This is a genomic window from Dorea longicatena, from assembly GCF_025150085.1.
Taxonomy (GTDB): domain Bacteria; phylum Bacillota; class Clostridia; order Lachnospirales; family Lachnospiraceae; genus Dorea_A; species Dorea_A longicatena.
Genome location: NZ_CP102280.1, coordinates 1,725,136 through 1,746,537, shown reverse-complemented (window position 1 = coordinate 1,746,537; position 21,402 = coordinate 1,725,136). Strand labels below are relative to the sequence as shown.

Sequence of the window (21,402 nt, the reverse complement as noted above, 5' to 3'; positions counted from 1 at the left end):
TAGTTTTTATAATGAGAATACTACAAGTAGTAAACGATATGCATCGTGCCGGCTTAGAGACGATGCTTATGAATTATTATAGGAATATAGATAGAACGAAGATACAATTTGATTTTCTGACCCATCGTCCATATAAGAGTGATTACGACGATGAGATTCTGTCTCTTGGAGGCAGGATGTATTATGCACCAAGGCTTTATCCACAGAATTACATACAGTATTTTAGATGGATGGATAAGTTTTTTGAAGAACATCTGGAGTACCAGATTATGCACTCGCATATAGATTCCATGAGCTATCTGCCACTCCTGGCGGCTAAGAGAGCGAATGTACCGGTGAGAATTGCACACAGTCATAATACATCCATAGACCGGGATCTGAAATATCCGTTAAAGCAGTTATTCCGGACACGGATTACCAAAGTAGCGAATGAGTATTGTGCATGCGGGGAAGAAGCCGGGAAGTTCCTGTTTGGCAATCGTGATTTCAAAGTTATTCCAAATGCAATAGAGACGGAACGGTTTATATATAAGGAAGAGGTCCGGAAGAGGGTAAGAAAAGAGCTGCACTTTACTGATGAATTCGTAGTAGGTCATGTGGGACGCCTTTCTTATCAGAAGAATCATGAATTTCTACTTGAAATTTTTGCACAGTTATATACAATATATTTGGGTGCCAGATTATTACTCGTAGGTATCGGAGAAAAGGAACAGGAACTTCGGAATAAAGTACAGAAGTTGGGATTAGAGGATGTAGTGATCTTCCTTGGCAATCGTAATGACGTGAATGAACTCTATCAGGCGATGGATGTGTTCGTGATGCCATCTTTCTTTGAGGGAATCCCTGTGACGGGGATAGAAGCACAGTTCTCTGGATTAACCTGTGTGTTTTCAGACCGTGTCCCACAAGAAGTGGATTTCTCGGGGAATTGTGAATTCCTTTCATTAAAGACAGATGCGAAATCCTGGGCACAGAGAATATGGCAAGAATACGGAAGCAATAAACGGTCAGAGAAAAGCCGGAGTGTGCAGGGAAGTAATTATAATATTCAGAATGCACATGGAATTCTGGAGGATTATTATAAGACATTAGGGAGTCAGATATAATGAAACAATGTTCAAAGTCAGAGAATGTTTTGATTATAGACAGTGATTATGAGGAAGCAGATGGATTCATAAAAGGTGTCAGAGAAGTAACCGGAGAAGAATGGCAGGTTGCTCTGCATGAGAATAACAAGATATATGGCTGGCGAAGATATGTCAGATTTTTTACGGTTGCACTTCAGACGGTTCTGTCAGGCAAAAAGTACGAAGGGAAGACGGTATTGTGCTGGCAGCAGTTTTATGGAATTGCAATTGCATTCTTTCAGCGTATGTTTCATATGAAAAAGAGATACAAACTTGTAATCATGACTTTCATATATAAGGAAAAGAGAGGACTTGCCGGAAAGCTTTTTTATAGATTCGTAAGATATGCAGTTACTTCCAGATATGTAGATAAGATTATACTGACTACACAGAGTGAAAAACCTATGTATCAGGAAATCTTTGGAGTTGAAGATGATTTGTTTGATTTCGCAAGATGTGGTGCGATTGCATATGAACCGGAGATATATGACGATGAACAATTAAGGGAAAAGAATTATATATTTTCTACAGGAAGAAGCAACAGGGATTATGGTTTTTTGATAGATTGCATTCAGAATACATCATATCAGTTGGTGATTGCCTGTGATACGCTAAAGACAAGGTCTGGAGATAATATACAGATTTTGGATAATGTATTTGGCGACGATATGCTTCGGTATATGAGGAATGCACGGGCGATTGTGATTACACTGGCTGATGATACAATTGCTTCCGGTCAGTTGGTTCTATTGCATGCAATGAACATGGGAGTACCGGTGATCATTACCCGTTCGCATGGTGTGACGGATGACTATGTAACAGATCATTATAATGGACTGGTGATTGATAAGACGAAGGAAAGTCTGTTGAAGGCACTGGATATCATTTTTGATGATGATAAGCTGCATGATAGATTGAGTGCAAATGGACAAAAAGAATTTGAAAAGAATTATACATATTATGCGATGGGTAAGACCATAGGCGGTATATTAAAGGATATGTAGAGTTTAGGGAGAAGTAGATGGAGAAGAGTTTAATAAGTGTAATTGTTCCGATATATAATGTAAGCAGATATCTGGAACGCTGCATGGAGTCTTTATTGCACCAGACCTATAAGAATATCGAGATTATCATGGTGGATGATGGCTCTCCGGATGATTGTGGGAAAAAATGTGACAGGTATGCTGCGGAAGAACCAAGGATTAAGGTTATCCACAAGAAAAATGCAGGTCTTGGGAGGGCAAGAAATTCAGGATTAGAGATTGCTGAAGGTGAATACGTCATGTTTATTGATTCTGACGATTATACAGATGTCAGGATGATTGAACGGTTATATCATAGATTGACAGAAGAAGGAGCAGATACTTGTTTCTGCAGATACTATGATACGTCTTCAGAGGGAAAGGATGAGTTAGCCAGAGAGACATATCTGAAACAGTCGTATTGTGGTGATGAGACGAAGAAGGTCCTGTTAGGTATGATAGGTTCACTTCCAGAGCAGGCAGGAGACGTGGAGATTGGTATGTCTGTGTGGAAAGGATTATATTCTTTGGATATAATCAGAGACAATGGGATTCTGTTTCCGTCGGAAAGGGAATATATATCAGAGGACATTATATTTCATATGCAGTATCTCGTTAAAGCAAAGCATATTGTAATAGAAGGCACAGCAAATTATCATTATTGCGATAATGGGGCTTCATTAACGAAAAGTTATAAAGCAGACCGTTTTCAAATGGAAAAAGTTCTGCTAAAAAAAGAAGTTCAGGAGTTAAATCAGATATTTAAAAAGGATGAATATGCCGGGCGGCTTTATAAGGCCTTTTTAGGAAGAGTCAGACGTTGCATTGCCCAGGAAGTGAATGCGAATCCGGATAAGAAATCGGCCGGGAAGAATATAAAAGGTATATGTGATGACCCCTTGGTCCAGAAGATTCTGGAAGAATACGATGACAGGAAATAGCAGAAGACAAAAAGAATGGTTAATTTTTTGATAAGGCACAGACAAGTGACAGCACTCGCAGTAATATTTAAGATAAAAAATGGGTAATAAACATATGAAGAAATTATTATTGATACTGAGTCTTCCAAGAACGCTGATAGCATATATATTGGCACGCAGGACTAAGATAGATGAGATTTTCCAGGATCTTAACCGTTTTGCATATGGAGGTAAGAAGCATGACAAAGAGTATCTGACATTTTCAGAAGTAATCGTATTCGATAAATGCTTTCGGAATGTTCTGGAGTTCCGGTTGAAGAAAGGGCATATGCTAAGTGCGGTTATCTTAAGAGTCCTCTTCCCTGTAAAAAAGGATATGGAGATTGGAAGATGTGATGTTGGTGGAGGATTCGTGTGTTTCCATGGGCATGGGACGGTAATCAGTGCGAATCGGATTGGTGAGAATCTGTCTGTGTGGCAGGGAGTAACGATTGGAAGGAATCCGAAAAGTCCCAAAGCACCGACAATAGGTAATAATGTATCGATATACACCAATGCAGTGGTAGCTGGAGATATCACCATAGGAAATAATGTGCAGATTAGTGCCGGAACAGTTGTGATGCAGGATGTCCCGGATAACAGTCTAGTAATCGGTAATCCGTGTATTATAAAGAAAAAGCAGATGTAGTGTGGATATATACATACGAAGGAGAAAAAGAAGCAGTGGATAAAAAAAGAATCATGAAGATATTAGCAGGTATCATTACCATAGCCGGTATAGTTGTGTTGGCTTTCCTGATTCTGGATAATAAGGCAGAACAGCGTAAGGTTCAACAGGTAGCTGCTGAGGATGAAAAGAAGACACAAAGTCTGGAGTATATAGAGATGGAAGAACTGGAGAACCAGGATAAGGAAAAGCAAAAAGAGCTGAAAGCAAAGGCGAATGGTAATCAGGATATCCTGATTACGGTAGATGGAATCGATAAAAGTCTTTATACTACCGTATATCCCGGAGTAGCCGGATTAGAAAGCAGAGGAACATTCATATTAAAAGATGGAATTGCACCGGGAGAACGTCCGGAGGATATATCAAGGGAAGAATTTGATGATCTGGTTGTGAATGGATGGAATTACGCATATAGCGTAAGTATGCAGGAAGATAATAACCTGGAAAATTGGACTGCTCTGCTTGATGCAGCAATAGGTCATTGGAACGAATGTGGAATTGGAACGCCGGATGTATATGTATGTAGTGCAACGCAATATCAGGAAGCGATGGATGTTGTCTTGCAGGAAAGAGTTTTTGGCGTCTGGAAGATTATTTTGTGAGGTATACGTATGATATTAACAGATATTCATTGCCATATCCTGCCTGGAGTAGATGATGGGGCGCCAGACATGACGGTGACTAAGGATATGTTGGACAAGATGTATGATGAAGGAGTACGAAGGATAATTGCTACACCACACTACAGAGTTGGAATGTTTGAACCATCCATCCGATCAATACAAAGCAGTTATCTGGAAGTAAAGAATTATGCCAGGACAATAGGAAAATACGGCATGATGGTGAAACTCGGATGCGAATATCACAGAGATGATAATATGGTAGGTAATCTGCAGGCACATCGCCGGCCGACAATGGCAGGAAGCCAGTATGTTCTGGTTGAATTTTCTTCGATGGATAGTTATTTGAAGATCCGAAGTGTTGTGTATGAGGTGGTCGTAGGAGGATTTATTCCAATTATTGCTCATATAGAAAGGTATCCTTCTATTGTAGAAGATCCGGGTGTAGTTGCGGATCTGATAGGACTGGGAGCACTTATTCAGATTAATGCAGATTCAATGCTTGGTATGGATGGAAGAAAGTGTCATAAATTCTGCAAATATCTGATGAAAAGAGAACAGGTCCATTTTATCGGATCGGATGCGCATGATCTGACGGAACGGCCATCCAGACTGAAAGAGTGTGCGGTCTATGTAGAGAAGAAATGGGGCTGGGATACGGCAAGAAGAATTTTTGTAAAAAATCCTGAAAAAATATTGAACATAGAAGGAGAAGATGACCAGATATGAGAAAAACAACAGTACAATTGGAACCAATGAGCTATGCAATGACAGAAGAGATGAAAACACTGAGAACCAATATATTGTTCTGTGGAAATGATAAAAAAGTAATTACGGTTACAAGCTGCGTAATGGGAGAAGGAAAGACAAAGATCTCTATCCGGCTGGCTACTTCGCTGGTTGAGTTAAAGAAAAGGGTGCTGCTGATTGATGCAGATTTAAGAAAATCAGTTATGGCATCGAGATTAAAGGCGACAGGGGCAGATAAAGGACTGACACATAAGAAGATAGATACAGCAAATTCAGAATATGGTAATGTGTTCGAGGCAGAGCTTGGAAGATAGATTAAAGAGAATTTGAAAAAGAGATAATTAGGTAACAGATTTGAAGGGAAAATAGAAGGAGGATATTTCGTAGAATTATACGGAAATAAAACAACATGAGTCAAGATAATAATATTATTGTACTGAACCAGGAAGCGGATGAGGAAGAAATAAGTGTAAATATAGCAGAACTTATTCACGTTTTGTGTTCTAAAATTCACATCATAGTGCTTTCAGCAATTTTAACGGCACTGGTAGCATTTTTGGCTACAAAATTATTTATGACACCGGTATATACATCCGTAACAAAGTTATATGTAATGACAAAAAATGGGGAGAATTCGTCCAGTGCAACTTATACAGAACTTCAATCAGGATCTATGTTGACAAAGGATTATATGGAGATGGTAAAGAGCAGACCTGTGCTTGAAAAAGTAATTTCGGAATTGAATCTTGATATGGAACCGGAAGATCTGGAAGAAATGATTACAACAGAGACTCCTACAGAGACACGTATTATGAGTATTTATGTACAGAGTACAAGTCCAAAACAGGCAAAACAGATCGCAGATGCAGTGAGAAATGCGGTAAGTGTCCAGATTAAACAGATTATGAATGTAGATTCGGTCAATACAGTAGAGGAAGCAAATCTTCCAATGTATCCATCGTCTCCAAGTACAAAGAAAAATATGTTGATAGGTGGATTACTTGGAATACTGGCTTCTGTGGGTATTGTTCTGTTCGTATACTTGTCGGACGATACATTGAAGACACCGGCCGATATTGAAAGATATCTTGGATTAAATGTTCTTACGTCTATTCCGATACAGACCGAAGAAAAAAAGGTGAAGAAAAGAAAGAAAAGATAATAATGGTGTAAAGAACAGGAGATAAATGGAAGATATGGCAGATATAGTATTAAAAAAAGTAATAAAAGATTATAGAAGCAGTGAAGCGTATAAAACTCTTCGTACGAATATTGAATTTTCAGGTGCAGACAAAAAGGTGATAGTATTTACAAGCTGTATTCCGAATGAAGGAAAAAGCACAGTAACGATGGGACTTGCAGAAGCACTTGCAGAAGGTGAAAAAAGAGTTTTATTCATAGATGCAGATTTGCGTAAGTCGGTATTGGTTGGAAGATATAAAGTTACAGGGAAGATAAAAGGATTGACTCATTTTCTTTCAGGACAATCAGATGCGAAGGATGTAATACAAAAGACACAGGATTCTAATCTACATATGATTTTTGCAGGAGCAATTCCACCGAATCCTGCAGAGCTTCTGAACAGTCGGAGATTTCAGGCGCTTCTGGCTAGTGCGAGAAAGTTGTATGATTATGTGATTATTGATGCACCACCCCTTGGCAGTGTTATTGACGCAGCTGTAATCGCTAAATATTGTGATGCTTCCGTGCTTGTAGTTGCATCGAAAACGGTGGGACACAAATTTGCCAAGGATGTAAAAGAGCAGCTTGAAAAGGCTGATTGCCCGATTCTGGGAGTTGTACTTAATAAGGTAAGTGTAAGTAATAGTAGATATTACGGAAAATATTATGGAAAATATACCGGCTATTACGGAGAGTATAAGTATTAGGAGGAAGAGGAATGAAAGAACAAGTGATTGTTGCTTTCCTTGCAGGTGGATGTATCGTGTTAACAGCTGTCAGTGGTCTTATGTATTTAAAACAAGATCGTACACCACCGCAGATTGTCGTAGATACAAAAGAAGAAGTAAGTTATAAAGATGGAGATTCCTATGAAGCGCTTTTTAAGGGAGTTACGGCAAAAGATAACAGGGATGGAGATCTTACAGATCAGATTTTTATAGATAGAATCATATCTTTAAATGAAAAAAAAGCAGTTGTTTATTATGGCGTTACGGATAAAGCCAATAATGTAGGAACTGCAAAACGAAGAATCACTTATTCTGAGGCTGACAGTAGTGATACTGAGGAGGCAGATGAAACCGGTGTTGAAGCATCGGAGACACCGGTGACCAGTAAAAATACAGATGGAGTAAGTCCGATATTAACATTGGCAACCCAGAGTAAAAATATTCAGACGGGTAGTGAATTTGATCCGACCAGTATGGTAGAGGATGTATCTGATGATAAAGATGATAAAAACACATTATATCGGCATCTTTATATTGACGGAACATATGATGTATCGACGGCGGGAAGATATGAGTTGAATTATTATGTGTCAGACAGTGATGGAAATACATCAGAGCCGATAGTATTTACTTTGGTTGTACAATAAATAGAAAGTGGGAAGAACAGATGAAAAAGAAAAACAAAAATATTGCAGGGAAGATTATTACTGTGCTTCAGTTAATAGTGTCGGTAATATGTATTGTTGTGGCGAAGAATAGTGGGCTTTTCCCGAGAAAGTATTTAACGTTATTTATTGTGGGACTGGGGTTTCTTTTTGTACTGACGCATGTATTTCAGTATCCAAAGAGTAAAATATTGCGATATGTTGGGATGCTGACGAGTCTTGTGATAATTATTGTACTGGCTGGGATTAGTGTAGAGCTTATGAAAGCGGATGATTTCATTAAAAAAGTAGGTGGAGCCAGTTATAAGACAGATAATATGATCGTGGTAGTAAAGAAAGAAGATACAGCGAAAGATATTATGGATGCCCAGGATTACCGTTTTGGTTATCAGACGATAGTAGATGTAGATAATACGGAGAAAATGCTAAAAGATATTAGGTCAACGGTAGGAAGGAATATTAAGACAGAAGAGTATAGTACATTAATAGATGAGGCGAATGCTTTATTGAATGGAAACATTGATGCGGCGGTGTTTAATGAGGGCTATCTTAGCATTATAGATGATTCCGTAGAAGGATTTTCGGATCAGGTTAAAATTCTTTATCAGTATGGAATAAAGACAAAAGTGGAGAACGATACAGTAGCTGATGTGAATAAACCGTTTAACATCTATATTAGTGGTATTGATGTGTCAGGCCCGATTTCTACAAATAGTAGAAGTGACGTGAATCTGATCATGACAGTTAACCCACAGAACAAGAAGATATTGTTGACAACAACACCACGGGATTATTATGTTACAATTCCGAATGTATCAGGAGAGAAAAAAGATAAGTTAACGCATGCAGGCATATATGGTGTGGATGCATCGATGGATACACTGGAACAATTATATGGAATAAATATTAATTATTATGCAAGAATCAATTTTACTTCCCTTGTGAAGATTGTTGATGCACTTGGTGGCATTGATGTGAATTCAGATTATGAATTCAAGACAACACACGGAGAGTACGATATTCAGAAGGGAATGAATCATCTGGATGGAAAAATGGCACTTGGCTTTGTAAGGGAAAGATATAGTTTTGAAGATGGAGATAATCAAAGGGGTAAGAATCAGGAAAAAGTTCTGACGGCAATTATCCAAAAGGCATGTACGCCGGCAATATTAAAAAATGCGGGTGAGGTAATTACAGGCGTAAGTGATTCTGTTCAGACAAATATGTCAAGTGAAGAGATAGCAAAATTCATTAATGCGCAGATAGAAGAACCATCAGGTTGGAATATTGAATCTCAGGCAGTGAGTGGTACAGGAGACACACAGACTTGTTTTTCGTCTGGAAATGAACTGCTTTATATAATGTTACCGGATGAAGCATCTGTGGAGAATGCGGCCTTAAAAATTCAGAAATTACTGGAAAAATAGGAAAAAGAAAAAGGAAAGTTACGAAAAAGATGTATAAAGAGGTTATCATTGGATGGTTTAAGCATTTTGATTTTCTATTATTAGATGCTGGACTGTTAGAGGTGAGTCTTATAATTGCATATTGGCTCAGACATGGTTTTGGAGGAGTGCCCCCACTTTATCAAAATGCCATGTGGGCTATTCTGGTAATACATATATGTGCGGTTTTTTTCTTGAGCAGTTATAAAGGAATTATCCGCAGAGGTTATCTTGTTGAGCTTAAGAAGGTAATTGAACATTGCACATTTGTTACGGTAGGGATGATTGTGTGGATGTTTACTGTTCAGGAATCGGAATCGTATTCACGAGTGGTTGTATTTTTCTTGTATCCGGCTAGTATTTTCCTTATATGGCTGGGAAGATTGTTCTGGAAGAGGATTATAAGAATACAATTGATTAACAGGAAGATATGCCGGAAACTTCTTGTAATTACGACAAGGGATAATGTGAACACAACGTTGAATAATTTACAACAACCATATCGGGATTATATGATTTCAGGAATTATATTTTGTGATGATGCGAAGATAGGACAAAGAAAGATAAAAGGCGTACCGGTTGTTGCAAATAACGAAAGTATGTTGGATTATATACAGGCAAGTGTTGTTGATGAAATCTTTCTTGATATAAATGAAAATCCAGAGAAAGAAAAACAATTAACAGATTTTTTTATCAGCATGGGCCTTACAGTACATGTTAATCTGATGTCATATAATTATAAGATGGAAGAAAGACGTGTGCAGTCATTTGGCAAATGTCTTGTGATGACGACGAGTATGAAATTCGCAGAACCCTGGCAGATTCTGGCTAAAAGATGCATGGATATTGTGGGTGGAATTATCGGACTTATTGTATGTGGGATATTTATAGTGATTTTTGGGCCTATTATAAAATTGGAATCTCCGGGGCCGATTTTATTTTCACAACGACGGGTGGGAAGAAATGGAAGAATTTTCCGTATCTATAAGATTCGTACTATGTATCCGGATGCAGAAGAACGTAAGAAAGAATTGATGGAAAAAAATCAGATGCAAGGGTTGATGTTTAAGATGGAAAATGATCCAAGAATTATTCCGATCGGTCATTTTCTTAGAAAAACAAGTATAGATGAATTTCCACAGTTCTGGAATGTGTTAAAAGGAGATATGAGTCTTGTAGGGACAAGACCTCCGACAGTGGATGAATATGAACAATATGAATTTGTTCATAGAAAGCGCCTGGCTGTGAAACCTGGAATTACAGGAATGTGGCAGGTAAGTGGCAGAAGTCGTATTACGGATTTTGATAAAGTGGTTGCTTTGGATGCGGCCTATATTGAACAGTGGGATATTACTTTAGATATAAAGATTCTCTGGAAGACAGTTGTACAGGTTTTTACTGGTGATGGAGCAATGTAAAGCCAGAATCAAGGTAGGATGGATGTGTAGTACATGAAGATTGCGATGTTCGGGCATAAAAGAATTCCCTCACGAGAGGGCGGAGTGGAAATTGTAGTTGAAGAATTAGCTTCTCGTATGGTGAAAACAGGAAATGAAGTAACATGCTTTAATAGAAACGGAAAAGGTTGTGTTTCCCAAAAGTATGGGAAAAGATATAATTTTAACGGGATTGAAGTAAAGACTGTTCCAACTATAGATAAAAAAGGGATGGCAGCAGTTACAGCGGCGTTTTTTTCGTCCGTGATGGCGGCATTTGGAAAGTATGATATTGTACATATTCATGCAGAGGGACCAGCTTTTTTTAGCTGGATTCCAAAGTTGTTTCACAAAAAGATTGTTGTGACGGTTCATGGACTGGATTGGCAGCGTGAAAAGTGGAAAGGTGGATTTGGCGCCAAATTCATCCGCAAAGGTGAAGAAAATGCAGTTAAGTATGCGGATGAGATTATTGTGCTTAGTAAAAATGTTGAACAGTATTTTAAGACCAGATATAACAGGATTACAAGATTTATCCCCAACGGTGTAAATCGTCCGACGATAAGAAAAGCAGATAGAATCCGATCTGTTTATGGATTAGAAAAGAATGGGTATATTTTGTTCCTGGGAAGACTTGTACCGGAAAAAGGAATTATGTATTTGATTGAGGCATTTTCAAAAGTGAATACAGATTTAAAACTTGTGATTGCTGGTGGAAGCAGCGATACAGATGAGTATGAGAAAGAATTAAGAATGAAAGCGGAGAAGGATTCAAGAATTCTATTTACCGGATTCGTAGAAGGAGATTTGCTGGAAGAATTATATAGCAATGCTTATGTGTATACGCTTCCATCAGATCTTGAAGGAATGCCATTAAGTTTGTTAGAAGCGATGAGCTATGAAAATTGCTGCCTGGTGTCAGATATTAAGGAACTTACTGAGGTGGTAGAAGATAAGGCAGTAGTATTTCCGCATTCGAATACGGAAGCACTGGCAGAAAAATTACAATATTTATGTAATCATCCGGCGGTTGTTACGGAATATCAGGAAATTGCTGCAGATTTTATTTGTAAAAAGTATGACTGGGATACTGTTACAGATAAGACATTGAGACTCTATGAAGATATAAGGAAAATATAAATGAAAGATAGTTTGGTTATACAGGTACCATCAAAAAAGAAGATATGGATTTTTATACAAATCATATTTGTATATATGATGCTGTGGTTTAGGGATGTTATAGGACTTCCGTCAGTAATTGTTTATTTAACGGATATTATTGTAGTTTTAATTATTATATTGCAATTTCGTAGTATAAAACAAGGAATTAAATTATCACCGGTGAAACCCCAACTCTATATAGTTGGGGCAATTGTTCTCTGCATGATTTTAGGTGCGGTAGTTAATCTGGCAAATCCAATATTATTTTTATGGGGGTTCCGTAATAATATTCGATTTTTCGTTTTCTTTTTTTTATGTGTTGCACTATTATCAAAAAAAGATATAAAACGATTCATCTCTATATTCAAAGTCTTTTTTGTTATGAATGTTGTTATGATAAGTTTTCAGTATTTTGTACAGGGATATAGGGATGATTTTTTGGGGGGATTTTTTGGTGTTGCCTCTGGCTGTAATGCATATGTTTGTGTAACGTTATGTATTATAACAGCGATCGTAATGGCAGAATTTAATTCATCAGAAATGACGCTCGGGAAGGTATTCATATATTGTGTGGCTTGTATGTACGTAGCAACTGTGTGCGAGTTGAAAATATATTTTCTGGAATTTGTTCTGATTGTAGTTATTCAGCTTTTATATACAAAACCTTCAAAAAAGACAATCGGAATTTGTATAGCAATAGGGTTGATACTGGTAATCGGATTTAATTTTATCAAGCGTTATAATCCGGCTATTTTAAAAATTTTTGTGGATAATGATGCTATGGAGTACTACTTATCTGGTAATGGCTATACAAACTCGGGGGATTTGAACCGATTGACAGCAGTGCAAAAAATTTATTCTATGTTTTTCAGAGGAGACAGAGTACATTCTTTGTTTGGCTTTGGGTTAGGAAGTTGTGATTACTCGAATTTTTCGTTTTTACAGAGTGCTTTTTACAAAAAGTATGAATATTTACATTATAGGTGGTTTTCGCATTCGTGGGTTTATTTGGAACAGGGAAGTGTTGGTCTTATATTATTGATATCTTTCTTTGTGTCTATTGCCGTATATATTATAGGAAAGAGAAAACAGAATAGAAATATATATGATTTAATGGTATTTTCTTTCTTGCCAACATGTCTTATCGGACTTATATATAATAATGCATTGGAGATGGAGACAGCCTATATAATTGCGTTGATGTGTGCATTACCATTTATTGCACAAAAGCAGGTAATATATAAGGTTTCCAGCGAAACGTTCCAGAAAATACAGGGTATGATGGGAAAAGTATAAGATAAAAAAGAAAGGTTACATATGCTTGATACAAGAGAAAAGTTGAAAGATTGTCTGAAAAAAGAAAAAGAATTTTATATAACACGAAAATCCCGTCATGACCAGATGGTAGAATGGGTTGTAAAAGATCCGTGTGTTCGTATATGGCAGTATCAAAAAGTATTGCGTTATACGGAATATTATTATTGTCAAAAGGGATTAAAAAAATTAATTCTATATCCGTTATACAGAAGAAGAAGAAACCGTCTGGGTCTGAGACTGGGCATCGAAATGGTGGAAGGTTCATTCGCACCGGGACTTATTATACATCACACTGGAAATATTGTTGTAAATGGATTTGCAAGGATTGGTGAGATGTGTCAGCTACATGGTGATAATTGTATCGGCAATAATGGGATTACTTTAGCAGCACCAAGAATAGGCAACAGAGTGGATATAGGAGTTGGCGCCAAAATAATCGGAAATATTGAAATTGCAGATGATATCGTAATTGGAGCGGGGGCTGTCGTTAACAAATCTTTTAAAGAACCGGGAATTACAATTGGAGGAGTCCCTGCACGCGAGTTAAAAAAAGGAGTCGGACATGCAGATGAACAATAACAAAAGACAGGATACAGTACTTTCGATTATTGTTCCTGTTTATAATGTAGAAAAGTACTTGAAAACATGTATTAACAGCTTACTGGAGCAGAAACTGGATGCTTATGAGATTATATTAGTTGATGATGGATCAACAGATTCAAGTGGTGGAATATGTGATGAGTATGCAAAAAAGCATGAGAAGATACAGGTTATTCATAAGAAAAATGGTGGATTATCTTCAGCAAGAAATACAGGAATAGAAAATGCGGTTGGAAAATATATTGGCTTTGTTGACAGTGATGATTATATTATGCCGGAAATGTATAAAAATCTTATTGAGGTGGCCAAAATGTGTAATGCACAGATGGTTATGAGTAGATATTTTTGCTTTGAAAATCAATCGGATTTGGAAAAGATTTCTATTAATTTGAAAGAAGTAAAAAATAAAATAAGAGTTTATAATACAGAAGATGTATTAAAAGAATTTTTTACAAGAAATATTCCGGAAAGTGTTTGCTCGAATTTATATTCGAGCGAATTATGGTCAAAATTAAGATTTGTAGAGGGAGAGATAAACGAGGATACGAATGTTATTTATAAATTATTGGTCGGTTCAAAAAAGACGGTTGTGATGGATGCACAATTTTATGGATATAGAAAAAGATATGGAAGCATAACAAATTCTGGATATTCTGAAAAGTTTAAAGTTGTAACAGAACATATGAGTTATCTGGAAAATGATGTTAAAAGGAAGCATCCGGATGTTATGCCATATTTATATCATTTTGTGGGAACTCACTATTTTTGCTTGTTGAATTCTATATTAGATTCTGAAAATTTTGAGTTATACAAGTCTGAGTATGAATTATATAGAAAAGAGTTTAAAAGACTGGTTTATTATTTTATCAGATGGGAAAAATTCCAATGGAAAGAATATGTAATAGCATTGCTATTAATTCTTCCCTTTGGTGAAAAGATAAGAAGAATTTTTAAATGAAAATATTAAATAAAGTAATTATTAATGAAGAAATAAGGAAATGACAGATCATGAAATATAGTAGCCCTTATATATCAATTATCGTACCTGCGTATAATGCAGAAAAAAGTTTAAAAAAGAGTATAGAAAGTATTGTAGAACAAGAGTATAAATCGTATGAAATCATAATTGTTAATGATGGATCGAAAGACGGAACAAAAGAAGTGTGTCAGGAATTAGTAGATTTATATCCAACAATCAAGATAATTGACTCCGAAAACAGGGGTGTAAGCAGTGCACGTAATCTGGGATTGGAGGTGGCAAACGGAGACTGGATAGGTTTTCTGGATTCGGACGACTGTATGTTACCACGTTCGCTTGAGGTTCTGGCAGATCAGACAAGACAAACAGATATAAAATGGATTATTGGTAATTTTATATCTCAAAATGAAAAAAGTGGAGAAAAGATTCTGAACAGACAGTATTTTAATGAGAAGGTACATACAGGTACATTAAATGAATTACCGGTATTTTGTGCCAGTAGGAATTTTCATTGTGTGTGGGGAAAACTGTATGCGAAATCTGTTATTAAGACACATCAGATTCGTTTTGATGAATCAAGGGAATACGGAGAGGATTTATTATTTAATTTAAAATATATTTCGTATGTAGATCGATTTGTTGTATTGAATACAGCAGTATATTTTTATTGTTATCAATGGGGGACCGGATTAGGATGTAGCACTCAGAAAGATGAGTGGTCATTACAAAAAGAACTTTGTAAAACAGTAAAAAAAGAACTGGCAGTGAATCAATATATAGATGATAATACACTGAAAGAGATGAATCATTTCTATTTCTCACAATGTATTGCTTCTTTGGAGAGAACGGTTATTGAGAAAGATCAGACGAATAAAAACAGAATTTTAAGTGATCCATATTTTATGAAAGTTTTGCAGGTGGAAAAGGAAGAACAAAGAATCCATAAAATTGATTACTGGTTATTAAAAAGAAAATGGATAGATCTGTATTATGGATTACATAAAAGATATGCAAAACTGAAAAAATATAAGTAGGAGAAAACACATTGAGCAAGTTAAGTATTATTATACCAGTTTATAATAGTGAAAAATATTTGCGGCGTTGTATAGACTCTGTTACAAAACAAGATCCCGCTGATTGCCAGGTGATATTAATTGATGATGGGTCTACCGACGATTCGTTTGAAATTATGAAAGAAGAAGCAGAGAAGTATAATTATATTGACATCATTCATCAAAAAAATCAGGGTGTAAGTATGGCGCGAAACGCTGGTTTGAAAAAGGCAACCGGAGAATGGATATATTTTCTTGATTCAGATGATGAATTAGTGTCGGGGGCAGTGAAAAGAATATTGGACTTTACGGCTGAAAAGTGTGAGTGGCTCATTTTTAATTATTATAAACAGATAGAGGGTACAGAAAAAAGATTTAAAAATAAAATCACTGCGGGTGAAATGGATAAATATCAAGGAAAAGAAGCATTTCCGGAATTATTAGAAGAGCAATTATTCATGCTTCAATGTGGAAAAGTGTTTCGCCGGGATATCATAGAAACAAATCAGTTATATTTTCAGAAAAATGTAGTATATGGTGAGGATATCCGTTTTAACCTGAAATACTTCCAATATGTGGATAATTATGTGTTATCCGATATCCCTGTGTTTGTATATCATATCAGACAAGGTACTGGAGCCGGAAGTGCTTATTATGCGGATGCTTTTGAGATGCAGATGGATATAGATAAAGAGATATGCTATATGGTCGATTACAAATACCATCTGAGTGAAAGTGCAAAAAGAAAATTAAATCGGTATTTTTATTTTCAGGGAATTAATACAGCTGCGGCATATTGGAACGTATGGACAGATGTACCGTTGAAGAAACGTATAAAAGAAATACGGAAAATAATGAAGGATGAAAGATTTGTGGAGTTTCTGGAAAAAGAGATGGCATATCGGGATATTAATGGCTTAGATTACTTTTTGCTGAAACATAACAAATATATTATATATTATTATGTTCATTATGTGTATACGTTGTTAAAACGAGTGATTGCAAAGGAGAAGTCATAACATATGAAAGCGGGAATAGTGACGATTACAAATGGATATAATTACGGGAATCGTCTTCAAAATTATGCTGTGCAGGAGGCATTGGAAAGCAGAAAAATTCAGGCCGAGACAATATGGAAAACAACGAATGTATTCGATACAGAAGCCCCGGCATATATCCGCAAACTGTATATAAAACGTTTCTTACACTATCATTTAACAAAAGAAGAGAACAGAATCCTGAATTTTCACAGATTTAATAAGACCTATATTAAAAGAAGCAGTTATATGATAGACGAACAGATTCCGGAAGGTCTGGATTCTGCGTATGATTATTTTATAGCAGGAAGTGATCAGGTCTGGAATCCATATCTGGAGTATTGTACGGCAGCTAATTTTTTGAGTTTTACAGAAAGAGAGAAAAAGGTTGCACTTTCACCGAGTATTGCAATAGAACAAATACCGGAAAAAGATAAAGAAAATTTCGCAAAATGGTTGAAGGATTTCAGATTATTATCGGTCAGAGAAGAAAAAGGAGCAGAACTGATCCGGGAGCTAACTGGAAGGAATGTAGAAGTATTGTGTGACCCGACTATGTATCTGAGTGCAGAAAAATGGAGAAACGTTGAAAAAGAACCCAAAAGCAGATTAAAAAATTCACCGTATATTCTTACATATTTTCTGGGAGATTGTGAAGCTTCATATAAGATCTGGATAGAGAATCTGGCAGAGAAGAATCATATGAAGATTTTTGAATTGCAGAATGAAGAAAACTTTGGTATTGCACCGGATGAGTTTCTGTATCTGATAGATCATGCAGCTTGTGTTTGTACGGATTCTTTTCATGGAACGGTTTTTTCGCTTATTTTTCATACGCCATTTGTTGTGTTTGAGCGTAGAGATAATTTTAAAACGATGAGTTCGCGTTTAAGTACTTTGCTGACGCTGTTTAACTGTTTGGAACGAACACCAGAAGGTGTGGAAGAACAGGATGTCTTTCAGGTGAATTTTGATTATACAGATATGGTGCTTGAACAGGAAAGAAAAAGATTTAAGAATTTTTTAGACAGAATTTAAAGGAGAAATAATTAATGCAAAAGAAAGTAAATCAGCTTAAGATGGGGGCGATACTAAGTTATCTGTCAATTGTGATCCAGAGCTTATGTGCGATTATATATACACCGGTAATGCTGAGACTTTTAGGTCAGAATGAATATGGATTATATCAATTAGGAAGCTCGGCTGTATCGTATCTTAGTTTGCTGAGTTTTGGATTTAACAGTTCATATGTTAAGTTCTATTTTGAATATAAGGTAAAAGGGGAAGAAGAGAAAATCCGTAGATTGAATAGTATTTTCCTGTTGGTATTTTGTTGCCTTGCAATCGTTTCGTGTATCGTAGGAGGTGTGATGATTGCTTCGGCGAATCTGATTTTTAACAGTAGCCTTTCACCAGCGGACGTACATCAGGTACGAATTTTGATGTTTGTACTGGTTCTTTCAACAGCATTAACATTTCCGAATATTATTTTTGACTGTTATATTACGGCTCATGAAAAATATATTTTTCAGCGACTTATCCTTATTGGCGCAACAGTATTACTTCCGATTTTAACATTACCCTTATTGTATATGGGATATAAATCCACAGCATTAGTAGCAGTTAACTTATTTATATCTGTATTTAGAACAGTAATGAATGTGTATTATTGTATTGTAAAATTGGAAATGAAATTTCAATTTCATGGAATGCAGCTAAAAGTGTTAAAGAATGTTGGCTCATTTTCGATATTCATATTTTTAAATGAGATTGCATCACAGATAAATTGGAATGTGGACAAAGTTATCTTAGGTGCAGTTCAGGGAGCAAGCGTGGTAGCTGTTTATTCAGTTGGTAGTCAGTTTAATCAGTATTTTATTAATATGTCGACTGCAGTGTCAAATGTATTTATTCCCCGTGTCAATAAGATGGTAGCGGAAAGACAGGGAGATGATGCATTGACTGCATTGTTCATTAAAATTGGACGTGTACAGTATGTAGTCCTTTCAGCTATCCTGGGAGGATATCTGCTATACGGAAAATTCTTTATTATGAAATGGGCCGGAGAAGGGTATGATGCGGCATATTATGTTGGGGCATTGGTTATGATTCCGGCAATTATACCATTAATTCAGAACATTGGAATAGAAATTCAGAAAGCAAAGAATATGCACAAATTCCGGTCGATTGTGTATTTTATAATCGCATTTGCAAATCTGGGAATAAGTGTACCATTAGGAAAATATTATGGTGCGATTGGTGCCGCTTTTGGAACAACATTGGCAACAGTTGTTGGAAATATAATTTTAATGAACTGGTATTATCAGACCAAGATTGGGCTGAATATTAAGGCATTCTTTAAGAGCATGATCCGTCCAACAATTGTGTTGATAATAGCATATATGGAAGGATTGTTGGTAAAAAGCTTTTTTGCAGTAGATTCGTGGTTTGATTTTATTAGTCAGGGTGCAATATTTATCTGTGTATATGGGATTCTCCTTTATAGATGGGGATTCAATCAGGAAGAAAAAGAAAATGTCAGAAGAATGTTTAAGAGAAACTAAGTTTAAGATAACAGAATGCGAAAATGGTGGAAAATATGCAAGAAAATAAAACAAAAGCAAGAAATAATTCGTTGGATATTGTCAAATTTATTGCAGCACTTTTGGTTGTAGGTGTACACGCTAACTTTTTAAATGACATATCACCAACTGTTGCGAAAGTAGTAAATGCGGCTTTGGGAAGAATGGCAGTTCCTTTTTTTGCATGTGTTACAGGATATTTCCTTACAAAACACGAGAAAAAAGATAGCAGGGGATGGATAAAAAATATTAAATCATTATTGAGCTATTATGTTGTGTTTAGTGTGATTTATATTATATGGGGATTCACGCAACATGAGTTTGCCGGATTGTCTGTTGGCGATTTGATATATACGATCGTGAAGCGTTTTGTGATGTATGGAACATATTATCATTTATGGTTTTTCCCTTGTATGATATTAGGAGTTGTAATTTTGCATTTTGCTATAAAATGGAAATGTGAAAAGATATTCTGGATTATTGGCATACTTTGTTATGTGTTTGGAGCATGTACGTATACATGGTATGGCATAGGCGAACATTTTATACCTGGGCTGGATCGTTTAATGCAGTGGTTCGATTTTACATATATTCATCGTTTTACTACAGCAATATTACCATTTACTTTTCTTGGAAATTATATTTCTGCTGTGGAGAATAAATGGCTGAATGAAGAAAAGATGATTAACCGGAAAACGGCGAAGATATGTTTGACAGTAGCTATACTTTTTAATTGTTTTGAAATATGGTTGGCAGGTAATATGGGCTTATCAGAAGGGACGGCAGGAAGTTTTGGAGTACTTTTTGTTATTTTATTATTATTTATAGTGTTATTACAGAACCCGTTAACTACAGAAGGCGCTTCGAAGGCTGGAAAGTTCTGTCGTGATTCATCAATTTTGATTTATGGATTACATCCGTTGGTATTGGAAGCTATAGCAAGGAGGATAGATGTGACGCTGCCGGAAACGATGTTATGGGCAATAACCATTATTGTTTTGTGCATTGTTAATATTGTATGGACGAAATTGTGGAAGATGAGAAGTTAGTTAAAGGGAGCGAGGATTATGTCATTAAAAGATATTTATAATCAGAAGATTTATCCTAATTTGTATTTTGCGGGACAGCGGCTTGAACGAATACCATATCATATATATGCTGGTAAACATGCAGAAGATACGGAAAGTTTCAACAGGGATTTGATTAAGATAATGCAGATAAAAGAAGGAGAATATGAATACGAGTATTTTAACTTCTGTTATTTGCATAATATGTTGGCTTTGATTATTTATGCAAAATATCATAAAATGTATCCACAGATCTGTGTTAATGAGAACAAAAAAGAAAATATCCATTGGGAATGGTATTTTCAACCGTTAGACGACAGTTTGCGATCTAAACGAAATGTTACCTTTGTAGAATGTAAAAAGAAAACGAACGCATATCTGCCTAAGTTTGATGATATTTTTAACAAGAAAGAGGTTCACATCTGGTGTCAGTGGTATAAAAAATATATTCGCTTAAATTCAAAAACCAGAGAATATATCGAAGCGGAATATAAGCAGCTATTTGAAGGAAAAAGAAAAGTACTGGGAGTTATCTGCCGTGGTACAGATTATCTGGCATTAAAACCGTCAGGGCACCCTGTTCAGCCGGAAATAAAGGATGTAATTGCATATTGTAAAAAGTATATGGAGAAGAATAAGTATGATGCAATTTATCTTGCAACGGAAGAGAGAAAGACAAGAGACCTTTTTAAAAAAGAATTTCCGGGAAAGATATTAGAGAATAAACGACGGTATTATGATGATATATATGATAAAGATTCTTCTATATCTTATATAAAGGATGTTCACTTTGAGAGGGAGAATGATAATTACTGGTCTGGGTTGGAATATCTTTCATCTATTATATTATTGTCACGTTGTGATGCGTTAGTTGGTGGAAATTGTGGCGGAACATTGGGCGCAATATTTTTTAATGATGAAAAGTATGAATTTACACATGTATTTGATCTGGGATTATATCCGTAAAAAGTATCTGTAAAAAGGG

Annotated in this window: 22 protein-coding genes; all 22 read left to right on the top strand. The window is 36.0% G+C overall.

Going from position 1 to position 21,402, the window contains the following annotated elements; translation table 11 throughout:
- The first annotated feature begins 11 nt into the window (after nt 1-11).
- The 22 genes from NQ508_RS08280 to NQ508_RS08175 all read left to right on the top strand — a co-directional run bounded on the left by NQ508_RS08280 (nt 12) and on the right by NQ508_RS08175 (nt 21,383).
- Entirely contained in the window at nt 12-1,106 is a 1,095-nt protein-coding gene (locus NQ508_RS08280) for a glycosyltransferase family 1 protein (protein ID WP_006427285.1), read from the top strand.
- Nucleotides 1,106-2,131, top strand: a complete 1,026-nt coding sequence (locus NQ508_RS08275; RefSeq protein WP_006427286.1) for a glycosyltransferase — start codon at nt 1,106-1,108, stop codon at nt 2,129-2,131. Before NQ508_RS08280 ends, NQ508_RS08275 begins: the two co-directional genes overlap by 1 nt.
- Nucleotides 2,132-2,148: 17 nt before the next feature.
- A complete protein-coding gene (locus NQ508_RS08270) occupies nt 2,149-3,090 on the top strand; it encodes a glycosyltransferase (RefSeq protein WP_049940513.1) in 942 nt (313 codons plus the stop codon).
- Nucleotides 3,091-3,184: 94 nt separating this feature from the next.
- Nucleotides 3,185-3,757, top strand: a complete 573-nt coding sequence (locus NQ508_RS08265) for a serine acetyltransferase (RefSeq protein ID WP_167528847.1) — start codon at nt 3,185-3,187, stop codon at nt 3,755-3,757.
- 35 nt (nt 3,758-3,792) lie between these two features.
- Nucleotides 3,793-4,398: a hypothetical protein gene (locus NQ508_RS08260; RefSeq protein WP_155115973.1), complete on the top strand. Its 606-nt coding sequence runs from the start codon at nt 3,793-3,795 to the stop codon at nt 4,396-4,398.
- 9 nt (nt 4,399-4,407) lie between these two features.
- Complete coding sequence (locus tag NQ508_RS08255) at nt 4,408-5,145, top strand: CpsB/CapC family capsule biosynthesis tyrosine phosphatase (RefSeq protein WP_006427290.1); 738 nt, start codon at nt 4,408-4,410, stop codon at nt 5,143-5,145.
- Nucleotides 5,142-5,480, top strand: a complete 339-nt coding sequence (locus tag NQ508_RS08250; RefSeq protein WP_006427291.1) for a nucleotide-binding protein — start codon at nt 5,142-5,144, stop codon at nt 5,478-5,480. Before NQ508_RS08255 ends, NQ508_RS08250 begins: the two co-directional genes overlap by 4 nt.
- Before the next feature lie 95 nt (nt 5,481-5,575).
- Nucleotides 5,576-6,328 carry a YveK family protein gene (locus NQ508_RS08245; protein ID WP_006427292.1) on the top strand — a complete coding sequence of 251 codons (753 nt, stop codon included), beginning with the start codon at nt 5,576-5,578 and terminating at the stop codon, nt 6,326-6,328.
- Between the two features lie 34 nt (nt 6,329-6,362).
- Nucleotides 6,363-7,055, top strand: a complete 693-nt coding sequence (locus NQ508_RS08240) for a CpsD/CapB family tyrosine-protein kinase (protein WP_044919914.1) — start codon at nt 6,363-6,365, stop codon at nt 7,053-7,055.
- Nucleotides 7,056-7,066: 11 nt separating this feature from the next.
- A complete protein-coding gene (locus NQ508_RS08235) occupies nt 7,067-7,723 on the top strand; it encodes an immunoglobulin-like domain-containing protein (protein ID WP_006427294.1) in 657 nt (218 codons plus the stop codon).
- Between the two features lie 20 nt (nt 7,724-7,743).
- Entirely contained in the window at nt 7,744-9,168 is a 1,425-nt protein-coding gene (locus NQ508_RS08230; RefSeq protein ID WP_006427295.1) for an LCP family protein, read from the top strand.
- 29 nt (nt 9,169-9,197) lie between these two features.
- Nucleotides 9,198-10,604 carry a sugar transferase gene (locus NQ508_RS08225; RefSeq protein WP_006427296.1) on the top strand — a complete coding sequence of 469 codons (1,407 nt, stop codon included), beginning with the start codon at nt 9,198-9,200 and terminating at the stop codon, nt 10,602-10,604.
- Nucleotides 10,605-10,637: 33 nt separating this feature from the next.
- Nucleotides 10,638-11,762 (top strand): glycosyltransferase family 4 protein, encoded by a 1,125-nt coding sequence (locus tag NQ508_RS08220; RefSeq protein ID WP_006427297.1) that lies wholly within the window; start codon nt 10,638-10,640, stop codon nt 11,760-11,762.
- Nucleotides 11,763-13,079, top strand: coding sequence for a hypothetical protein (locus tag NQ508_RS08215; RefSeq protein WP_006427298.1), 1,317 nt, complete (start codon nt 11,763-11,765; stop codon nt 13,077-13,079).
- 21 nt (nt 13,080-13,100) lie between these two features.
- A complete protein-coding gene (locus tag NQ508_RS08210) occupies nt 13,101-13,679 on the top strand; it encodes an LbetaH domain-containing protein (protein WP_006427299.1) in 579 nt (192 codons plus the stop codon).
- Complete coding sequence (locus tag NQ508_RS08205; protein WP_006427300.1) at nt 13,663-14,658, top strand: glycosyltransferase; 996 nt, start codon at nt 13,663-13,665, stop codon at nt 14,656-14,658. Before NQ508_RS08210 ends, NQ508_RS08205 begins: the two co-directional genes overlap by 17 nt.
- A 50-nt stretch (nt 14,659-14,708) precedes the next feature.
- Nucleotides 14,709-15,713 (top strand): glycosyltransferase family 2 protein, encoded by a 1,005-nt coding sequence (locus tag NQ508_RS08200; protein ID WP_006427301.1) that lies wholly within the window; start codon nt 14,709-14,711, stop codon nt 15,711-15,713.
- 11 nt (nt 15,714-15,724) lie between these two features.
- The gene (locus NQ508_RS08195) at nt 15,725-16,750 is read left to right on the top strand and encodes a glycosyltransferase family 2 protein (RefSeq protein ID WP_080543134.1); all 1,026 of its coding nucleotides are present in this window, start codon (nt 15,725-15,727) and stop codon (nt 16,748-16,750) included.
- A gap of 3 nt (nt 16,751-16,753) precedes the next feature.
- Nucleotides 16,754-17,806, top strand: a complete 1,053-nt coding sequence (locus NQ508_RS08190; protein ID WP_006427303.1) for a polysaccharide pyruvyl transferase family protein — start codon at nt 16,754-16,756, stop codon at nt 17,804-17,806.
- A 14-nt stretch (nt 17,807-17,820) separates the two neighbouring features.
- Complete coding sequence (locus NQ508_RS08185; RefSeq protein WP_006427304.1) at nt 17,821-19,332, top strand: lipopolysaccharide biosynthesis protein; 1,512 nt, start codon at nt 17,821-17,823, stop codon at nt 19,330-19,332.
- Nucleotides 19,333-19,367: 35 nt separating this feature from the next.
- Nucleotides 19,368-20,399, top strand: a complete 1,032-nt coding sequence (locus NQ508_RS08180) for an acyltransferase family protein (RefSeq protein ID WP_161158811.1) — start codon at nt 19,368-19,370, stop codon at nt 20,397-20,399.
- An 18-nt stretch (nt 20,400-20,417) separates the two neighbouring features.
- The gene (locus NQ508_RS08175) at nt 20,418-21,383 is read left to right on the top strand and encodes an O-fucosyltransferase family protein (RefSeq protein ID WP_006427306.1); all 966 of its coding nucleotides are present in this window, start codon (nt 20,418-20,420) and stop codon (nt 21,381-21,383) included.
- The last annotated feature ends 19 nt before the right edge of the window (nt 21,384-21,402 follow it).